The sequence below is a fragment of the Microbacterium sp. GXF7504 genome, from assembly GCF_054798235.1.
In genome coordinates this window covers 460,418-478,537 of sequence record NZ_JBSJZI010000002.1, presented here as the reverse complement: position 1 = coordinate 478,537, position 18,120 = coordinate 460,418, and the positions used below count along the sequence as shown (strand labels likewise).

Annotated in this window: 20 protein-coding genes; 13 read left to right on the top strand and 7 right to left on the bottom strand. The window is 71.9% G+C overall.

The window, feature by feature from the left end; all coding sequences use genetic code 11:
• Window positions 1-7: 7 nt before the first annotated feature.
• Genes ACWAUO_RS06385 through ACWAUO_RS06350 form a run of 8 tightly spaced genes read left to right on the top strand, consistent with a single transcriptional unit; the run spans window position 8 to window position 8,021 of the window.
• Complete coding sequence (locus ACWAUO_RS06385; RefSeq protein ID WP_460774006.1) at window positions 8-337, top strand: metal-sulfur cluster assembly factor; 330 nt, start codon at window positions 8-10, stop codon at window positions 335-337.
• Window positions 338-379: 42 nt separating this feature from the next.
• A complete protein-coding gene (locus ACWAUO_RS06380) occupies window positions 380-1,945 on the top strand; it encodes a serine hydrolase (RefSeq protein WP_460774005.1) in 1,566 nt (521 codons plus the stop codon).
• A gap of 9 nt (window positions 1,946-1,954) precedes the next feature.
• Entirely contained in the window at window positions 1,955-3,115 is a 1,161-nt protein-coding gene (locus ACWAUO_RS06375; RefSeq protein WP_460774003.1) for a MalY/PatB family protein, read from the top strand.
• A 48-nt stretch (window positions 3,116-3,163) separates the two neighbouring features.
• Window positions 3,164-4,093 carry a siderophore-interacting protein gene (locus ACWAUO_RS06370; RefSeq protein WP_460774002.1) on the top strand — a complete coding sequence of 310 codons (930 nt, stop codon included), beginning with the start codon at window positions 3,164-3,166 and terminating at the stop codon, window positions 4,091-4,093.
• A 26-nt stretch (window positions 4,094-4,119) separates the two neighbouring features.
• The gene (locus ACWAUO_RS06365) at window positions 4,120-5,103 is read left to right on the top strand and encodes a FecCD family ABC transporter permease (protein ID WP_460773999.1); all 984 of its coding nucleotides are present in this window, start codon (window positions 4,120-4,122) and stop codon (window positions 5,101-5,103) included.
• Complete coding sequence (locus tag ACWAUO_RS06360; RefSeq protein WP_460773998.1) at window positions 5,100-6,152, top strand: FecCD family ABC transporter permease; 1,053 nt, start codon at window positions 5,100-5,102, stop codon at window positions 6,150-6,152. Before ACWAUO_RS06365 ends, ACWAUO_RS06360 begins: the two co-directional genes overlap by 4 nt.
• Window positions 6,149-6,973: an ABC transporter ATP-binding protein gene (locus ACWAUO_RS06355; RefSeq protein ID WP_460773996.1), complete on the top strand. Its 825-nt coding sequence runs from the start codon at window positions 6,149-6,151 to the stop codon at window positions 6,971-6,973. The genes ACWAUO_RS06360 and ACWAUO_RS06355 overlap by 4 nt, the downstream gene beginning before the upstream one ends.
• 22 nt (window positions 6,974-6,995) lie before the next feature.
• Window positions 6,996-8,021 carry an ABC transporter substrate-binding protein gene (locus ACWAUO_RS06350; RefSeq protein WP_460773995.1) on the top strand — a complete coding sequence of 342 codons (1,026 nt, stop codon included), beginning with the start codon at window positions 6,996-6,998 and terminating at the stop codon, window positions 8,019-8,021.
• Between the two features lie 473 nt (window positions 8,022-8,494).
• On the opposite strand, the gene ACWAUO_RS06345 is transcribed toward ACWAUO_RS06350, so the two are convergent.
• Window positions 8,495-9,127 (bottom strand): biotin transporter BioY, encoded by a 633-nt coding sequence (locus ACWAUO_RS06345; RefSeq protein WP_460773993.1) that lies wholly within the window; start codon window positions 9,125-9,127, stop codon window positions 8,495-8,497.
• A 116-nt stretch (window positions 9,128-9,243) separates the two neighbouring features.
• Between ACWAUO_RS06345 and ACWAUO_RS06340 the strand changes: the two genes are divergently transcribed.
• Window positions 9,244-10,842 carry an ABC-F family ATP-binding cassette domain-containing protein gene (locus tag ACWAUO_RS06340; RefSeq protein WP_460773992.1) on the top strand — a complete coding sequence of 533 codons (1,599 nt, stop codon included), beginning with the start codon at window positions 9,244-9,246 and terminating at the stop codon, window positions 10,840-10,842.
• Between the two features lie 43 nt (window positions 10,843-10,885).
• Here the strand turns inward: ACWAUO_RS06340 and ACWAUO_RS06335 are convergent, their stop codons facing one another.
• The 4 genes from ACWAUO_RS06335 to ACWAUO_RS06320 are packed head-to-tail and all read right to left on the bottom strand — an operon-like array spanning window position 10,886 to window position 12,899.
• Window positions 10,886-11,779, bottom strand: coding sequence for an SURF1 family cytochrome oxidase biogenesis protein (locus ACWAUO_RS06335; protein WP_460773991.1), 894 nt, complete (start codon window positions 11,777-11,779; stop codon window positions 10,886-10,888).
• Entirely contained in the window at window positions 11,776-11,994 is a 219-nt protein-coding gene (locus ACWAUO_RS06330; protein WP_460773989.1) for a hypothetical protein, read from the bottom strand. Before ACWAUO_RS06330 ends, ACWAUO_RS06335 begins: the two co-directional genes overlap by 4 nt.
• The gene (locus ACWAUO_RS06325) at window positions 11,991-12,398 is read right to left on the bottom strand and encodes a DUF3099 domain-containing protein (protein WP_460773988.1); all 408 of its coding nucleotides are present in this window, start codon (window positions 12,396-12,398) and stop codon (window positions 11,991-11,993) included. The genes ACWAUO_RS06330 and ACWAUO_RS06325 overlap by 4 nt, the downstream gene beginning before the upstream one ends.
• 54 nt (window positions 12,399-12,452) lie before the next feature.
• A complete protein-coding gene (locus tag ACWAUO_RS06320; protein ID WP_460773987.1) occupies window positions 12,453-12,899 on the bottom strand; it encodes a DUF4190 domain-containing protein in 447 nt (148 codons plus the stop codon).
• Between the two features lie 127 nt (window positions 12,900-13,026).
• Here ACWAUO_RS06320 and ACWAUO_RS06315 point away from each other — a divergent pair, with 127 nt between their 5' ends.
• Complete coding sequence (locus ACWAUO_RS06315) at window positions 13,027-13,737, top strand: beta-ketoacyl-ACP reductase (protein ID WP_460773985.1); 711 nt, start codon at window positions 13,027-13,029, stop codon at window positions 13,735-13,737.
• A gap of 33 nt (window positions 13,738-13,770) precedes the next feature.
• On the opposite strand, the gene serB is transcribed toward ACWAUO_RS06315, so the two are convergent.
• Both serB and ACWAUO_RS06305 read right to left on the bottom strand, forming a co-directional pair.
• On the bottom strand, window positions 13,771-14,403 hold the full coding sequence (gene serB, locus ACWAUO_RS06310; protein ID WP_460773983.1) for a phosphoserine phosphatase SerB: 633 nt from the start codon (window positions 14,401-14,403) through the stop codon (window positions 13,771-13,773).
• A gap of 25 nt (window positions 14,404-14,428) precedes the next feature.
• Window positions 14,429-15,673 carry a glucose-1-phosphate adenylyltransferase gene (locus tag ACWAUO_RS06305; protein ID WP_460773982.1) on the bottom strand — a complete coding sequence of 415 codons (1,245 nt, stop codon included), beginning with the start codon at window positions 15,671-15,673 and terminating at the stop codon, window positions 14,429-14,431.
• A gap of 46 nt (window positions 15,674-15,719) precedes the next feature.
• On the opposite strand from ACWAUO_RS06305, the gene glgA reads away from it, so the two are divergent.
• From glgA to ACWAUO_RS06290, 3 genes are all read left to right on the top strand, one after another.
• Window positions 15,720-16,907 (top strand): glycogen synthase, encoded by a 1,188-nt coding sequence (gene glgA, locus ACWAUO_RS06300; protein WP_460773980.1) that lies wholly within the window; start codon window positions 15,720-15,722, stop codon window positions 16,905-16,907.
• A gap of 32 nt (window positions 16,908-16,939) precedes the next feature.
• Window positions 16,940-17,725: an ABC transporter ATP-binding protein gene (locus tag ACWAUO_RS06295; RefSeq protein ID WP_460773979.1), complete on the top strand. Its 786-nt coding sequence runs from the start codon at window positions 16,940-16,942 to the stop codon at window positions 17,723-17,725.
• 105 nt (window positions 17,726-17,830) lie between these two features.
• The gene (locus ACWAUO_RS06290; protein ID WP_460773977.1) at window positions 17,831-18,082 is read left to right on the top strand and encodes a type B 50S ribosomal protein L31; all 252 of its coding nucleotides are present in this window, start codon (window positions 17,831-17,833) and stop codon (window positions 18,080-18,082) included.
• Window positions 18,083-18,120: the final 38 nt, after the last annotated feature.

Genomic DNA, 18,120 nt, shown 5'->3' with positions numbered 1-18,120 from the left:
TCCCGGCATGGCTGCCACCCTCACCCCGGAGAAGTACGACGAGGTCACCGAGGCGCTCAAGGACGTCATGGACCCCGAGCTCGGGATCAACGTCGTCGACCTCGGCCTCATCTACGACCTCGCGTGGGACGACGAGAACGACGCGCTGGTCATCCACATGACCCTCACGTCCGCGGGGTGCCCGCTCACCGACGTCCTCGAGGAGCAGACCGCGCAGGCGCTGGACAACGTCGTGGACCGGTTCCGCATCAACTGGGTGTGGATGCCGCCGTGGGGCCCGGAGCGCATCACGGACGACGGGCGCGACATGATGCGCGCGCTCGGCTTCGCGATCTGACCCGATTCGTCGTGGCCTCCGCGGCAGCCCTAGGCTGGCGCGATGGGACATCGCTGGGGGGCCGTGGCCGTCGTGTGCGCGCTCGGCATCGTGATCGCGGGCTGCGCGGGGGCCGAACCGGAGCGCTACGCCGCGCCCGCGTCGAATCCGAATGAGGATGCGGTCGTCCAGGTGACGGCCGAGCAGGTGCGGCGGGCCGTCGAGGACCTTCCCGCATCCGTCGACGAGGCGATCGCGCAGACCGGTGTGCCCGGTGTCGCCGTGGCGGTCGTCCACGAGGGGGAGACGATCTTCGCCGAGGGCTTCGGCGTCCGCGACGTCGACTCCGGCGCAGCAGTCGACGCGGACACCGTCTTCCCGCTCGCGTCGGTGTCGAAGTCGATCGGCGCCACGGTCGTCGCCCGCGCCATCGACGAGGGCCTCGTGACCTGGGACACCCCCGTCGTCGACAACCTCCCCGGGTTCGCGCTCTCCGACCCGTGGGCGACCGCGCACGTCACGATCGGCGACATGTACGCCCACCGGTCCGGGCTCTACGAGCACGCGGGCGACGACCTCGAGGACCTCGGCTACGACCGTGCGACGATCCTCGAGCGGCTCCGGTACGTCCCGCTCGCGCCGTTCCGCACGACGTACGCCTACGCCAACTACGACATCACCGCCGCCGCCGAGTCCGTCGCACGCGCGGCGGGCACGTCGTGGGAGGAGCTCTCCGAGCGGCTGCTGTACGCCCCGCTCGGCATGACCTCGACGAGCTCGCGTTTCGTGGACCTCACCGAGCGCGGCAACCGTGCACTCGGGCACGTCCCGACGGCGGGCGGCTGGATCGTCTCGCCGCAGCAGCGCCAACCGGACGCGCAGGCGCCCGCCGGCGGGGTGAGCTCCTCCGTGACGGACCTCGCCGCGTGGATGCGGATGGTCCTCGATCCGGGCGACTTCCTCACGGACGACGCGCTCGTCCCCGCGATCTCTGCGCAGATCCCCACCACCGTGCCGGTCTCCGCGGCGGCGCGGGGCAGCTTCTACGGGTACGGGTACAACGTCTCCGCCGATCCCGGGGGTCTCGTGGACGTGAACCATTCCGGCGCGTTCCTGCTGGGCGCCGGCACGACCTTCACCCTCCTCCCCGGCGCGGACCTCGGCATCGTCGTGCTCACGAACGGACGCGCGAACGGTGTCGCGGAGGCCGTCGCCCACCGGTTCACGGACATCGCCCAGTTCGGCGCCGTGCGCGGCGACTGGCTGACGCTGTACGGCGAGGCGATGGCCGCCGTGAACGCGCCCGCCGGCGACCTGGCCGGCGCGGACGTCCCGGCAGACCCCGCTGCACCGGCCGAGCTGTCCTCGTACACCGGCGACTACGTCAACGAGTTCTACGGCACGGCGCGCGTCACACTCGAGGACGACGGGCTGGTCCTGCGGCTCGGGCCCACCGGTGTGCTCCCGCTCGAACACTGGGACGGCGATGTCTTCGCGTTCCAGCCGCCCGGGGAGAACGGCGGCGCCGGCAGCCGTTCGTCGGCCACGTTCGCCGACGGCACCCTCGTCCTCGGGGTGTACGACGAGCACGGGCTCGGCACGTTCCTGCGCACACCGACGCCCCGATAACCTCTTCGGATGAGCATCGAACCGCTGCGCGCACTACCCCTGGACGAGCTCCGTCGTCGGCGGAGCGTGAAGTGGCGGGCGTACCCCGAGGACGTCCTGCCGCTGTTCGTCGCGGAGACCGACTTCCCGCTCGCGCCGGCGATCACCGAGGCGCTCGCGACCGCCGTCGCCCTCGGCGACACCGGGTACACGCCGGCGGATCCGGGGCTGCGGGCCGCGTACACCGGGTTCGCCGCCCGCCGGTTCGGCTGGGACGTCTCCGGCACCGTGATCAGGTCGACGGGGGACGTCATCATGGGCGTCGTGGAGATCCTCCGCCGAGTCACGTCGCCGGGTGACCGCGTGGTCGTGACCCCGCCGGTCTACCCGCCGTTCTTCGACTGCATCCCCGAGGCCGGCGCCGTGGTCGAGTCGGTGCCGCTCATCGAGGATGCGGGCGGCTTCGCCCTGGACCTGGACGGCATCGAGGCGGCGTTCCGCGGGGGAGCCCGGGCGATGCTGCTGTGCAACCCGCACAACCCGACCGGTACGGTGCATTCCCGGGAGACGCTCGCACGACTCGCGGAGATCGCCGCCGCGTACGACGCCGTGGTCGTCAGCGACGAGATCCACGCACCGCTCGCCGCCCCCGACTCGGGCATCACGCCGTTCCTCGCCGCCTCGCCGACCGCGGCGCGCATCGGGTTCGCGGTCACCTCGGCGAGCAAGGCGTTCAACCTGGCCGGTCTGAAGTGCGCGCTCATGATCGCCGCCGACCCCGCCACCGGCGGTGTGCTGCGTGCCCTGCCCGACGAGGTCGAGTGGCGCACCGGGCTCTTCGGCGCGCTGGCCGGCGTCGCCGCGTTCTCACCGGAGAGCGACGACTGGCTCGACCGTGCCCAGGCGGCGATCGCGCAGAACCACCGTCTCCTCGCCGACCTGCTGGCCGTCCAGCTGCCCGCCGCACGGTTCCGGATCCCGGATGCGGGCTATCTCGCCTGGGTCGACGTGTCCGCGTACGGGTGGGGCGACGATCCGGTGCCCGCGATCCTGCGCGGCGCGAAGGTCGCCCTGCACCACGGCCCGGCCTTCGGTCCGCAGGGGGCCGGGCACGTCCGCGTGAACGTCGGATGCTCGCCGGAGGTGCTCACCGAGGCGATCGAACGGATCGGCGCGTTCGCCGCATCCTGACCCTGTGGACGGGCTGGACCATCCAGGTAGGTGAGGCTACCCTAAAGTGTGCTCGTTTCCGCCACCACTGTCCGGCCCGCCTACCGACCGTACGTCGCGACCGTCGTCGGGGTGCGTCGGCTCTCGCCGAGCTTCGTCCGGGTGACGTTCACCGGACCCGAGGTCGAGCACTTCGGCGCCGCGGGCGGTGACCAGCGCATCAAGGTGCTGCTCCCGCATCCGGACGGTTCGTTCTCCGACATCGGCCAGGACGACGGTGCGGGGGACTGGTACGACCGCTGGCGGGCATTGCCGACGGCCGCACGCAACCCGTTCCGCACCTACACGGTCCGCGGGCTCCGCCCGGAGCGTGCCGAGCTCGACGTCGACTTCGTCGTGCACCACGACGCCGGTCCCGCCGGCACCTGGGCCGCGCAGGCGGCGATGGGGCAGCGTCTCGTCGTCGTCGGCCCGGACCGCCGCAGCACACTGCCCGCGGGCGGCGTCGACTTCCACCCGGGCACCGCGACGCGCATCCTGCTCGTCGGCGACGAGACCGCGGCGCCCGCGATCGCGGGCATCCTCGAGTCCCTCGACGACGCCCACGACGTGGACGTCTTCGTGGAGGTGCCCACGGCCGAGGACGCCCTCACGATCGACGCACCCGCGTCGGCGCGCGTCACCTGGCTCGCGCGGGGCGACCGCGCACACGGCGACGCGCTGCGCGAGGCCGTCACGGCCTGGACCGACGCGTCGGGCGCCCTCCTCGCGCGTGCTGCCGCGCCCCGCCCGCAGGAGGTCGCCGACATCGACGTCGATCGCGAGCTGCTGTGGGAGAGCCCCGACGACGCCGAGGGCGAGTTCTACGCCTGGATGGCGGGGGAGGCCGCCACGATCAAGGCGCTGCGCCGGCTGCTCGTCTCCGAGCGCGGCGTCGATCGCCGACGCGTGGCGTTCATGGGGTACTGGCGCGCCGGCCAGGCCGAGCGCACGGAATGAACACGCCGGCGCGACGACGCCGCGTCGTGACCGCCCTGCTCCTGTCCGTCGTCCTGCTCCTCGTGGCGGTCTGGCTCGGCTTCACCGTCGGCGCCCGCCCGATCCCGGTGGGAACCGTCTGGGAGGCGCTCGTGCACCCCGACGCCGCGGGCAACGACGCCGTGGTCGTTCTCGACCAGCGGCTGCCCCGAACGGTGATCGGGATCCTCGCCGGTGCATCGCTCGCGGTCGCCGGCACCCTGATGCAGGGCCTCACCCGCAACCCGCTCGCCGACCCCGGCCTGTTCGGGATCAACGCGGGCGCGTCCGTCGCCGTCCTCACCGCCATCACCGTGTTCGGGATCACCCGCGCCTCCGGGTTCGTCTGGTTCGCCTTCCTCGGCGCCGCGGTGTCCGCGACGATCGTGGCCCTCGTCGGCGCCCGGGGCCCCGACGGCGGCAACCCCGCGAAGCTCGCCCTCACGGGTGCGGCGGTCACCGCGGGGCTCACGGCCGTCACCACCCTCATCCTGGTGACCTCCGTCCGGGCGTTCGACGTCTTCCGCTACTGGCAGGTGGGCGGTCTCACCGCCCGCGGCCTCGACACCGTCGCCCTCGTGCTGCTCCCGATCGTCGTCGGCCTCGTCCTCGCGCTCGCGTGCGCGCGCGGCCTCGACCTGCTCGCGCTCGGCGACCGGACGGCCTCTGCGCTCGGCCACCACGTCGGCCGCACCCGTGCGCTCGGGATCGTGGCGACCGTGCTGCTGAGCGGCGCCGCCACCGCGATCGCCGGACCGATCGTGTTCATCGGCCTCGCCGTCCCGCACCTCGTCCGCGGCGTGCTCGGCGGCACCCACCGTGACCTCATGCTCGTCGCAGCACCGCTCGGCGCGGCGCTGCTCGTGCTCGCCGACGTCGTCGGGCGCGTGATCGCGCTGCCCGGCGAGGTGCAGGCGGGCCTGGTCGTCGCGTTCCTCGGTGCGCCGATGCTCATCGCGATCGTGCTGCGTCGGAAGCAGGTGGCACTGTGAGCGCGGGCGTCCGGACCGTGGGACGGTCGGTCCCGGTGTCGGTGCGCGCGGTACGGATGCGGGTGCGGCGACGTCGGGCGCTCGTGCTCACCGCATCCGTCGCCGCGCTGGTGCTCGTCGCGGCGGTCGCGCTGTCCGTGGGGGAGTACCCCATCGCCCCGCCGGACCTGTGGCGCACCCTGTGGGGCGGCGGCACCCGGCTGGAGGCCTACGTCGTGGGCCAGGTGCGGGCGCCGCGCGTGCTCATGGGCGTGCTCGTCGGGGTCTGCCTCGGGATCGCCGGAGCGCTCCTGCAGGCCCTGCTGCGCAACCCGCTCGCCAGCCCCGACCTCCTCGGCATCAGCGGCGGGAGCGGTGCGGCGGCCGTGTTCGGTCTGCTGGTGCTGGGGGTCGGCGGGCCGGCGCTCGCACTCATCGCCTTCGCCGGCGGGCTCGTCGTAGCCGGCTTCCTCCTCCTGGCCGGGCGCCACCGTTCCGACGGCGGCTACCGACTCGTGCTGGCCGGCATCGGCGTCGCGTTCCTGTGCACATCGGTGACGAGCTTCCTCATGGTGCGCGCCCAGGTCGAACTCGCGCAGAACGCGCTCGTCTGGCTCACCGGCAGCCTCGCCTCCACCCCGTGGTGGAACGTCGCGGTCGTCGCGGTCGTCGCCGTCCTGACGGTGCCGGCGGTCGTCGCGTGCGCCCGCTGGCTGCCGCTCCACCAGATGGGGGCCGAGACCGCCGTCTCGCTCGGCGTCCGGCCTCGGACCGTCCGGCTCACCGCCATCCTCACCGCCGTCCTGCTCACCGCCGTGACCTGCGCCTTCGTCGGGCCGATCTCGTTCGTCGCGCTCTGCGCGCCCGCGATCGCGCGGCCGCTGGCGGGGAACGGTGCCGTCGCGCTCGGCACCAGCGCCGCCGTCGGCGCGGTGCTGCTCGTCGGCGCCGACCTCATCGCCCAGTACGCCCTCCCGGGGTTCTCGCTGCCCGTGGGCGTCGTGACCGGCGCGCTCGGCGCCGTGTTCCTCCTCTGGGTGCTCACCACGTCGAAGGGACGACAGCTATGACCGTGGACCGCTCCGCCCCCGTCCTCCGGGCGCACGGCCTGTCGGTCGGCTATCCCGGTCGCACCGTCATCGAAGGCCTGGACGTGACCTTCACCCCCGGTGCGGTCACGATGATCATCGGCGCGAACGCGTGCGGCAAGTCGACGCTGCTGAGCGCCCTCGCCCGCGTGAACGCCCCGGCGGCCGGGCGGATCACGCTCGACGACGTGGACATCGCCACGCTGCCGCGGCGTCGTTTCGCCCAGCAGGTGGGCCTCCTCCCGCAGCAGCCGACGGCACCCGACGGGCTCACGGTGGCGGAGCTCGTCTCACGCGGCCGGCACCCCCACCGCGGCGTCTTTCAGCGCTGGGGCGACACCGACACGGAACGGGTGGACGCGGCCATGGCCCGCACCGGGGTCGCCGCCCTCGCAGACCGCGCCGTGGGCGACCTGTCGGGCGGGCAGCGACAGCGCGTCTGGATCGCCATGGCGCTCGCGCAGGAGCCCCGCATCCTGCTCCTCGACGAGCCGACGACGTACCTCGACCTCAGCCACCAGATCGAGGTGCTGGACCTGCTGCGCGAGCTCAACCGCACGGACGGGACGACCGTGGTCGCGGTGCTCCACGAGCTGAACCTCGCGGCGCGCTACGCGGACGAACTCATCGTCATGTGCGACGGCCGCATCGTGGCGCAGGGCGACCCCTCGGCGGTGCTCGACCGGGAGGTCGTCGCCGAGGCGTTCGGCCTCGACGCGGTCGTCATGCCCGATCCCCTCACCCAGACCCCCCTCATCATCCCCGTCCCCGGCGGCGCCCACAGCGCCGCGGACGTGGGCTGATCCCACCGAAAGGAACACACCGATGTCCGCAATCACCCGTTGGCGCGGCGCCGCGGCGCTCGTCGCGGTCGGCGCGCTCGCCCTCACCGGCTGCGCCGGCACCGCAGAGTCCGAGACGGACGGGGCCGGCGGCTCCACCGAGGGCTTCCCCGTCACGTTCGAGCACATGTACGGCGAGACGACGCTCGAGGCGGCGCCCGAGCGGGTCGCGACCTGGGGCTGGGGCGCCACGGACGCCGTGCTGGCCCTCGGGATCGTGCCCGTCGCCATCCCCTCGGACGACTACGGCGGGGGCGAGGACCGCATCGCGCCGTGGGTCGAGGATGCCATTGAGGAGCTCGGCGGCGAGGAGCCGGTCATCCTGGACAACTCCAGCTACGAGCTGTCCGTCGAGGAGCTGCTCGCGGCCGACGTCGACGTGCTCATCGCGCCCTACTCCGGGCTCACGGAGGAGGAGTACGACGCGGTCTCCGGCGCCGGCATCCCGGTGATCGCGCCGGAGGAGGCGCTCTGGGCGACGCCGTGGCGCGACGTCATCACCGACACCGGCCTCGCGCTCGGACGGACCGAGGAGGCCGCGACGGTGCTCGACGACCTCGACGCGCTCATCGCGGACGCCGCGGCGGAGCATCCCGAGTTCGAGGGCACGACGATCGCCTACGCGGCCGACGACGTCGACACGTTCTACCTCTACCTGCCCGCCGACCCGCGGGTGGAGATCCTCGAGGACCTCGGGTTCGTGACGGCGGATGCGGTCACCGAGCTCGACACGGGGGAGTCGACGTTCTACACGACCGTGAGCGCCGAGAACCTCGACAGCATCGACGCCGAGGTGATCTTCACGCAGGTCGAGGACGAGCAGGCGCTCGAGACCTTCCTCACCTCCAGCCGCACCCGCCTGATCCCGGCGGTCGCCGCAGGCGCCGTGGGTGCGATCGTCGGCGCCGAGAACGTCAACGGCATCTCGCCGACGGCGCTGTCCATCCCGTGGAGCCTGCCCTCGATCGTCGAGCAGCTCGCGAAGGCCACCGCCGTCGCGAAGGGCTGACCGCCGCGACCACCAGGGCCCCGGGATCGAGATCCCGGGGCCCTTCCGCGTTCGGGGCGCCGTGCGTGGGGCGGTGTCGGTGCGTGCACAACTGCGGAGTCGGTGTGCGACACGCCGTGCGATCCGGTCCGGATGCGGCGTGTCGGGCATGATCTCCGCAGTTGTGTTCGCGCGAAACGCGGTTGTGTCCGCGGCGGGTGCGGGGCGCTTGCGCGGTCGGGCGCCGCATCCGCCGTGCGTGGGGCGGTGTCGGTGCGTGCACAACTGCGGAGTCGGTGCGCGACACGCCGTGCGGTCCGGGTCCGGATGCGGCGTGTCGGGCATGATCTCCGCAGTTGTGTCCGCGCGAAACGCGGGTGTGTCCGCGCGAAACGCGGTTGTGTCCGCACGAGACGCGGTTGTGCACGCAGGCACGGGCGGACGCGAAGGACCCCGGGGCGCACGGCCACGGGGTCCTTCGGACGGGATGCGGATCAGTCGCGGGGGCGCTCCACACGACGCACGAGCGCCCAGGCGCCGGGGATGACCGCCGCGGCGATCGCCGCCTTCACGATCCCGCCGACGATGAACGGCGTGACGCCCACCGCGAGGATCGCGCCGAAGTCGAGGCCGGCGCCGCCGACCACGTTGAGGATGAACGCGAGGTAGGGCACGCCGAAGAGGAACGGCACGACGCTCGCCGCCGCGAACCCCGCGAACGCGAGCCCGGGACGACGGTCCCACGCGCGCTCGGCGACCCAGCCCGCGACGAACGCCGCGAACACGAAGCCGATCACGAACCCGAAGCTCGGCTTCGCGAGCGCGGCGACCGACCCCGTGAAGCCGGCGAACACGGGGAGCCCGGCGAGGCCCGCGAGCAGGTAGGTGAGCAGGGCCGCCCCACCACGACGCGCGCCGAGGGCCGCGCCGACGACGATGACCCCGAGGGTCTGCCCCGTGATGGGCACCGGCCACAGCGGCACCTCGACTTGCGCGAGGACCGCCACGAGCGCGGCGCCGGACACCACCAGCGCGGCGTCGAGCGCGAGTGCGCGGCCGCGTTCGGTGGGGCGGGGGAGGACATCGGCCAGGACGCGACGGGGCGTCACCACGGCGGGTGCGGACATGCACGGGCTCCTTCGATCGATCGGCACGGTCCGGTGTGGACACGACACCTCCTAGAATGAGGGGTCGGCCCTGGTCGCCGCATCCACCAATCCACCAAGACGAACGGACGTCCGCTGTGCTCGCCGTGCACGATCTCGAGATCCGCGTGGGTGCCCGCGTGCTCATGTCCGGAGTCGACTTCCGCGTCGGCCGCGGCGACAAGGTGGGCCTGGTGGGCCGGAACGGCGCAGGCAAGACCACGCTCACGAAGGTGCTGGCCGGCGACCTGCTGCCCGCCGAAGGCGCCGTCGAGCGCTCCGGCGAGCTCGGCTACCTCCCGCAGGACCCGCGCACCGGCGACCCCGAGATGCTCGCCCGTACCCGCATCCTCGATGCGCGCGGCCTCGGCACGCTCGCGATCGGGATGCAGGAGGCATCCCTCGCGATGGGGGACGACGACGCGGCGGTCGCGGCGAAGGCCATGCGACGCTACGGCTCGCTCACCGAACGGTTCGAGGCCCTGGGCGGCTACGCGGCCGAGGCGGAGGCCGCCTCGATCGCGCACAACCTGTCGCTTCCCGACCGCATCCTCGACCAGCCGCTGAAGACCCTGTCGGGTGGTCAGCGCCGTCGCATCGAGCTCGCCCGCATCCTCTTCTCGGATGCCGACACGATGATCCTCGACGAACCGACGAACCACCTCGACGCGGACAGCGTGGTGTGGCTGCGCGAGTTCCTCAAGGGGTACAAGGGCGGGCTCATCGTCATCAGCCACGACATCGAACTGGTCGGCGAGACGGTCAACCGCGTCTTCTACCTCGACGCCAATCGCCAGGTCATCGACATCTACAACATGAACTGGAAGAACTACCTGCGGCAGCGGGCGGCCGACGAGGAGCGGCGCAAGAAGGAGCGCGTCAACGTCGAGAAGAAGGCGGCCGCGCTGCAGCTGCAGGCCGCGCGGTTCGGTGCGAAGGCGTCCAAGGCCGCCGCGGCGCACCAGATGGTGGCCCGGGCGGAGAAGATGCTCGCCGGGCTCGACGAGGTGCGCCAGGAGGAGCGGGTCGCGAAGCTGCGGTTCCCGAAGCCGGCTCCCTGCGGCAAGACCCCGCTCATGGCGCGCGGCCTGTCGAAGTCCTACGGGTCGCTCGAGATCTTCACCGACGTCGACCTCGCGATCGACCGCGGCTCCCGCGTCGTGGTGCTCGGGCTGAACGGTGCCGGCAAGACGACGCTGCTGCGGATGCTGGCGGGCGTCGACAAGCCGGACACCGGCATCATCGAGCCCGGCCACGGCCTGAAGATCGGCTACTACGCGCAGGAGCACGAGAACCTCGACGTCGACCGCTCCGTCCTGGACAACATGATGTCGGCCGCGCCGGACATCACCGCGACCGAGGCCCGCAAGGTGCTCGGCTCGTTCCTGTTCGTCGGCGACGATGTGCTGAAGCCCGCCGGCGTCCTCTCCGGTGGTGAGAAGACGCGGCTCTCGCTCGCGACCCTCGTCGTCTCGAGCGCGAACATGCTCCTGCTCGACGAGCCGACGAACAACCTCGACCCCGCGTCGCGCGAGGAGATCCTCGGGGCGCTCGCCCACTACGAGGGCGCGGTCGTGCTGGTCTCGCACGACGCCGGCGCCGTCGAGGCGCTGAACCCCGAGCGTGTGCTCATCCTGCCGGACGGCGTCGAGGACATCTGGGGCCGCGACTACGCGGACCTCGTCGAGCTCGCCTGAACCTCCGCCCGACGCGGATGCGCCCGCACCCGAGGGCGTCTCCTCAGCGGTCCGCGCGATCGAGCAGCGCGTCCTCGTCCTGCATGTCGCGGTCCGGGCGGCGGGTCCGCCGACGCTTCGGTGCACGCACCGGCTCGGCGTCGGCCGCGACGTCGGCGACCGTCGGCGCGGCCGGGATCCCGGCCGCCTCGTCCTCCGCATCCTCGAGCCGGGCACGGCGCTCTGACCGGATGACGTACCAGATGAACACGAAGCCCATCACGGCGAACAGGATCCACTGGACGGCGTAGCTGAGGAAGGGGCCCGGGTCGTCCGAGGGGGAGTCCAGCCGGTTGGGGAGCTCGGTCGCTGCGGGGTCCTCCGAGACCATGATCCCGTAGACCGACCGGACCGTCTCGCCGCCCACCGTGTCGGCGATGAGCGGGACGTTGATGGTCGGCACCTGTCCTTCCGGCGCGCTGCGGCCGGACGACGGGAGCGGCTCGCCCTGACGGAGCCGCACGACGACCGTCTGCGCGCCACCGGCGGGGGACGGGATCGTCACGGGGCCGTCGCCGCTCTCCGCGGCCTCGACCCAGCCGCGGTTCACGACGAGGATGCGGCCGTCGTCGAGCCGGAACGGGGTAAGCACCTCGAAGGCCGAGGTGCCGCCGTGCGGGCGGTTCCGGACGACGAGCTGCTCATCGAGCAGGTATTCGCCGTGCAGCTCGACCGGATGCCACTCGTATGCGGGGTCGAAGTCCTCGAGCCCGGTCACGGCCGCATCCAGTGCGATGGGCGCCGCGTCGTAGTTGGCCTCGACGAGCGCGAGCTGCGCGGCGCGGTCGGCGTTGCGGCTGAACTGCCAGTGCGAGAGGAACCCGCAGGCGACGGCGAACACCACCGCGACGAGGATGTACGCGGTCCAGCGGCGGGCGGGGGACTGACGGGCGGTCACCGGGCTCGGTCTCCGATCTCGGACAGCGGGAGGACCTGCACCGGGAAGGAACGGGTCGTGAGGTAGTCGCGCAGGAAGGCGACGTGCGCGTCGCACGCGGCCCAGGTCTTCCGCCGGTCGGCGGCATGGATGCGGGGGTTCCGCCACTGCACGGCCCACACCGCCGCATCCCGGCAGCCCGCCCTCGAGCAGACCACCGTCTCCTCGACGGTCATCGTCCGGTGCCTGCGCCCGGCTCGTCGGAGCCGGAACCCGCATCGGGGTCGGCGGGCGGCGTGGTCTCCGCGATGCGGATGACGGTCGGTCGCGAGGTGGGGTCGGCAGCGGGCGTCTCGGCGGCCGGGGGTGCGTCCGGGAGGGCGCGTTCGGGTGCGACGGCGGTGGTCGCACGGAGGTCCTGCCCGACGTTGGCGACCACGACGGCGATGTACGGCAGCAGCACGGCGCCGGCCGCGAACACCCACGTGTACCAGCCGTAGGGGGTGATCAGCACCATGAGCGCGAAGCACAGGATGCGCACCGCCATCATGACGAGGTACTTGGTGGAGCGGGCGTGCGCGTCCTCACGCGGTGCGCGGGGCAGCGACGTGGCGGACTGGGGTGCGGACGGGGGCTTCACGGTGCCTCCAGCCTACGCCCGGAGGCACCGTGACAGCCCTGTCCCGAGGGATGCTCAGGAGTAGTCGAACTCGTAGTACGCGCCGCTGTTCACGAACGCGACGAAGATCCCGATGAAGACGATCGCGAGCACGATGTACAGCGCGAGCGAGACGTAGCCGATGATCACACCGGCGAGGGCGAGGCCGCGGCCGTTCTCGCCCCGCTGTTTGATCTGGCTGAGCGCCATGTGGCCGGTGATGATGCCGACGATCTGGCCGACGAACGCGACGACGATCACGCCCGCCAGCGACGCGATGAGCGACACGATCGCGAGGGTGTTCGTCTTGGGCTGCTCAGGGTACGGGGTGTACCCGGGCTGTGGGGCGTACCCCTGCTGCGGTGCGCCGTACGCCGGCGCCGCGGGCGGGGGCGGGTAGGACCCGGCGGCGGGCGGTGCGGCCGGGTAGGCCGGCGGCGGCGTCTGCGGCGGAACGGGGTTCTCGGGGGTCTGGTCGCTCATGGAGGCCCTTCTGGTCGTGTGTGTCTCAGGCTCCCAGCGCGCGGCGGACGGTGTCAACACGACGCGGCGGTGCCGACGACCGCTAGGCTGACACGTCGACCCCACCGGCTGACCCAGGGAGTGCTGCATGTCCACCGATCGCGTCGTCCTCGTCACCGGCGGCAACCGCGGCATCGGCCGCGCCATCGCCGAGCGCTTCGTCTCGCAGGGCTACAAGGTCGCGGTCACCGCGCGCTCCGGCGAGGGCCCCGAGGGCACGTTGACGGTCCGCGCCGACGTCACCGACGCCGCATCCGTCGACGCCGCGTTCACCGAGGTCGAGGAGAAGCTCGGCCCGGTGCAGATCGTGGTCGCGAACGCCGGGATCACGAAGGACACGCTGCTGCTGCGCATGAGCGAGTCCGACTTCGACGACGTCGTCGCGACGAACCTCGGCGGCTCCTTCCGCGTCGTCAAGCGCGCCGCGAAGGGCCTCCTGAAGGGGCGCTGGGGCCGTGTCATCCTCATCTCCAGCGTCGTCGGCCTCTACGGCTCGCCCGGGCAGATCAACTACGCGAGCTCGAAGGCGGCGCTCGTCGGCTTCGCCCGCTCGCTCACGCGCGAGCTCGGCGGCCGCGGGATCACCGCGAACGTGGTGGCCCCCGGGTTCATCGAGACCGACATGACCTCGGAGCTGTCGGACGAGCTGCAGGCCGAGTACAAGAAGAACATCCCCGCCGGCCGCTTCGCGACGCCGGACGAGGTCGCGGGCGTGGTCGCGTGGCTCGCCTCGGACGATGCCGGCTACATCTCCGGCGCGGTCATCCCCGTCGACGGCGGCCTCGGCATGGGGCACTGAGCCCCGCGGCACCACGGCGGAGGCGCAGCCCGGTCAGGGCAGGAGCGGGATCACCTGCGCGAGGTCGACCTCGCCGATCACCAGGTCTGCCTGCGCCCGCACCGCGGGCTTCGCGTTGAACGCGAGTCCGAGACCGGCCGCCGCCATCATGGCGAGGTCGTTCGCGCCGTCGCCGATCGCGAAGGTGAGGTGCTTGGGCACGCCGTGTTCCTCGGCCCAGCCGCGGAGGGATGCGGCCTTGCCCGCCGCATCCACGATCCCGCCGTCCACACGGCCCGTGAGGACGCCGTCGGCGACCTCGAGCCGGTTGGCCCGCCAGACGTCCACCCCGAGGCTCGGCGCCACGGTGTCGAGGATCTCGTGGAAGCCGCCGGAGACGACGGCCATGATGCCGCCGCGGTGGTGGATCGCGGCGGCGAGTTCCCGCACGCCCGGCGTCGGCTCGATGCGGGCGAGCACCTGCTCGAACGCCGTCACCGGCACCCCGCGGAGGGCCTCCACCCGCGACCGCAGGCTGGTCGCGAAGTCGACCTCGCCGCGCATCGCCGCCTCGGTCGCGGCCGCGACCTCCGGGCCGCGACCCGCCTCGTCGGCGATCAGTTCGATGACCTCGTTGCGGATGAGGGTGGAGTCGGCGTCGAGTACGACGAGGAAACGCGGTGGCACCCCAGCAGGTTACCGGGGTCCGTGATCACGCCTCGACGTGCACGCCCTTCCCGACGACCGTGATGCCGGAATCGGTGACGGTGAACCCGCGCGCCAGATCCCGCTCGCGGTCCACACCGACCGTGGCGCCGTCGGCGAGCACGACGTCCTTGTCGATGATGGCTCGGTGGATGCGGGCGCCGGCCCCGAGTCGCACCCGGTCGAACAGCACCGAGTCCGTCACGGTCGAGCCGCCGCCGGCGAGCGTCCATGCGCCGACGACACTGCGCTCGAGGTGCGTGCCGGAGAGCACGGACCCGAGCGAGACGATCGAATCGATCGTGTTCCCGATGCGGCCGACGGCGTCGCGGACGAACTTGGCGGGCGGGGAGTTCACCAGCTGCGAATGGATCGGCCACTGCATGTTGTAGAGGTTGAAGACGGGCAGCGTGGAGATGAGGTCCATGTGGGCGTCGAAGAACGAGTCGATCGTCCCCACGTCCCGCCAGTACGAGCGGTCGCGTGCGTTCGATCCCGGCACCTCGTTCCGCTTCATGTCGTACACGGCGGCCTCGCCGCGGTTCACGAAGTAGGGGATGATGTCGCCGCCCATGTCGTGGTTCGAGGTGGGGACCTCGCCGTCCGTCTCGACGGCCTCGATGAGGGCGTCCGTGTCGAACACGTAGTTGCCCATCGAGGCGAGGACCTCCTCCGGGGAGTCGGCCAGTCCCGTCGCATGCTGCGGCTTCTCCAGGAACTCCCGGATGCGGGTGGGGTCCTGCTGGTCGACGTCGATGACGCCGAACTGGTCGGAGAGGGCGATCGGCTGGCGGATGCCGGCGACGGTCGAGCGCGCGCCGGACTCGATGTGCGCGTCGATCATCTGCTGGAAGTCCATCCGGTACACGTGGTCTGCGCCGATGACCACCACGATGTCCGGCTTCTCGTCGTTGATGAGGTTGAGGCTCTGCAGGATCGCGTCGGCCGACCCGGAGAACCAGCGCTTCCCCAGCCGCTGCTGCGCGGGGACGGAGGCGACGTAGGAACCGAGCATGGGGGACATCCGCCAGGTCTGCGACACGTGGCGGTCAAGGCTGTGCGACTTGTACTGGGTCAGCACGACGATCTGCTGGAGACCCGAGTTGATCAGGTTCGATATCGCGAAGTCGATGAGTCGGTACTGACCGCCGAACGGGACCGCGGGCTTCGCCCGGTCGGCCGTGAGCGGCATGAGTCGCTTGCCCTCGCCGCCGGCGAGGATGATCCCGAAGACTTTGGGTGAGGCCGGCATTGCTCAAGACTATGGGCATCCCAGGGGCTGTACTAGCGTCCTTGACATGCGCGTCGACATCGTCACCAAGGAGTATCCGCCCGAGGTCTACGGAGGTGCCGGCGTCCATGCGGCGGAGCTCGTGAAGGCCCTCCGCGAGCGCATCGACGTGGAGGTCCGCGCGTTCGGCGCACCCCGTGACGAACCGGGCACGACCGCGTACGGCGTCCCGGCGGGACTCGCCGCCGCGAACGGCGCGATCCAGACGCTCGGGACGGACCTCGAGATCGTCTCCGACGTCGCCGGCGCCGACGTCGTGCACAGCCACACCTGGTACGCGAACTTCGCCGGACACGTCGCAGGGCTCCTGCACGGCATCCCGCACATCGTCACCGCGCACAGCCTGGAGCCGCTCCGGCCGTGGAAGGCGGAGCAGCTCGGCGGCGGGTACGCGGTCTCGAGCTACATCGAGCGCACGGCCTACGAGGGGGCGGCCGCGATCGTCGCGGTCAGCGGCGGGATGCGCGAGGACATCCTCCGCAGCTACCCCTCGCTCGACCCCGACAAGGTGCGCGTGATCTACAACGGCATCGACGTGGACGCCTGGCACCCGGTCGAGGAAGCGGCGCTCCTGGCCGCCCACGGCATCGATCCGGCACGGCCCTCCGTGGTCTTCGTCGGACGCATCACACGCCAGAAGGGGCTGCCGTACCTCCTCCGGGCGGCGGCGCTCCTCCCGCCCGAGGTGCAGCTGGTGCTCTGCGCGGGGGCACCCGACACGCCCGAGATCCTCGCGGAGGTGGAGGGCCTCGTGCAGGGCCTGCAGGCGACCCGCGAAGGGGTCGTCTGGATCGACCGGATGCTGCCCCGCCACGAGCTGTGCGCGATCCTCACCGCGGCCACCACGTTCGTGTGCCCCTCCGTGTACGAACCGCTCGGCATCGTGAACCTCGAGGCGATGGCGTGCGGCGCCGCCGTCGTCGGCACGGCGACCGGCGGCATCCCCGAGGTCGTCGCCGACGGCGTGACCGGCAGGCTCGTTCCCATCGAGCAGGTGCAGGACGGCACCGGCACGCCGGTGGACCCGGATCGCTATGTCGCGGATCTCGCACGCGTCCTCACCGAGGTCGTCTCGGACCCCGAGCAGGCGGCGGCGTACGGGCGGGCGGGGCGCGAGCGGGCGGCGCGCGAGTTCAGCTGGGCGCGGATCGCCGAGCAGACCGAGGAGTTGTACCGGGAGGTGCTGTCGCGGTGAGTCGCCGCCACTGCGGCGACTAGGCTGGAGACATGCCAGAGGTGCTCGATCTCTCCGATGTCGTCGTCCGCCGCAACGCCCGGGACATCGTGTCCCACGTGGACTGGCACGTCGTCGACGACCAGCGCTGGGTGGTGCTGGGGCCGAACGGCGCCGGCAAGACCACGCTGCTGCAACTCGCGGCGTCGCTCGACCACCCCACGTCGGGGGTCGTGACGATCCTCGGTGAGCGTCTCGGTCGCACGGACGTGTTCGAACTGCGCCCGCGCATCGGTCTCGCCTCCTCCGCGATGGCCCGCCGGGTGCCGCCGGAGGAGACGGTCCTGAACGTCGTGCTCACCGCGGCGATGGCGGTCCTCGGACGTTGGAACGAGCAGTACGACCGGATCGACGAGCGTCGCGCCCTGCGGGTGCTGGCCGAGTGGAAGCTCGACCACCTCGCGGACCGCACCTTCGGCACGCTGTCGGACGGTGAGCAGAAGCGGGTCCAGATCGCCCGGGCGGTCATGACCGACCCCGAGCTGCTCCTGCTCGACGAGCCCACCGCGAGTCTCGACCTCGGCGCCCGGGAGGAGCTGCTCGGCCTGCTCGGCCGCTACGCGCAGGCACCGACCACCCCCGCGATGATCATGGTGACGCACCACGTGGAGGAGATCCCCGTCGGGTTCACGCACGTGATGCTCCTCCGTGACGGCGCGGTCGTGGCCTCGGGCCCCATCCGGGACACCCTCACGGCGGAGAACCTCTCCGCCACGTTCGGCCTCGACGTGCAGCTGTCGGAGTTCGAGGGCCGGTACGCGGCGCGCGCGACGTCCTGAGTCCTCGACGGCGTCGGATCTTTGATAGACTCGACCCTTGGTGCATTCGTCACCGCAGACTTCCCTCGTCCCTGGCACAATCCAGGGCAGCAACTAAGGAATCCCATGAAGACTGACATCCACCCCACCTACCAGGCAGTCGTGTTCCGCGACCTCGGCTCGGGTGAGACCTTCCTGACCCGCTCGACCCTCACGAGCGACAAGACCATCGAGCTCGACGGCGTCGAGTACCCGGTCGTGGACGTCGAGATCTCGTCCGCGTCGCACCCGTTCTACACGGGCAAGCAGCGCATCATGGACTCCGCCGGTCGCGTCGAGAAGTTCAACCAGCGCTTCAAGAACTTCGGCAGCAAGTAAGCAGCCTTCCACGAACGCCCCGCTCCGGCGGGGCGTTC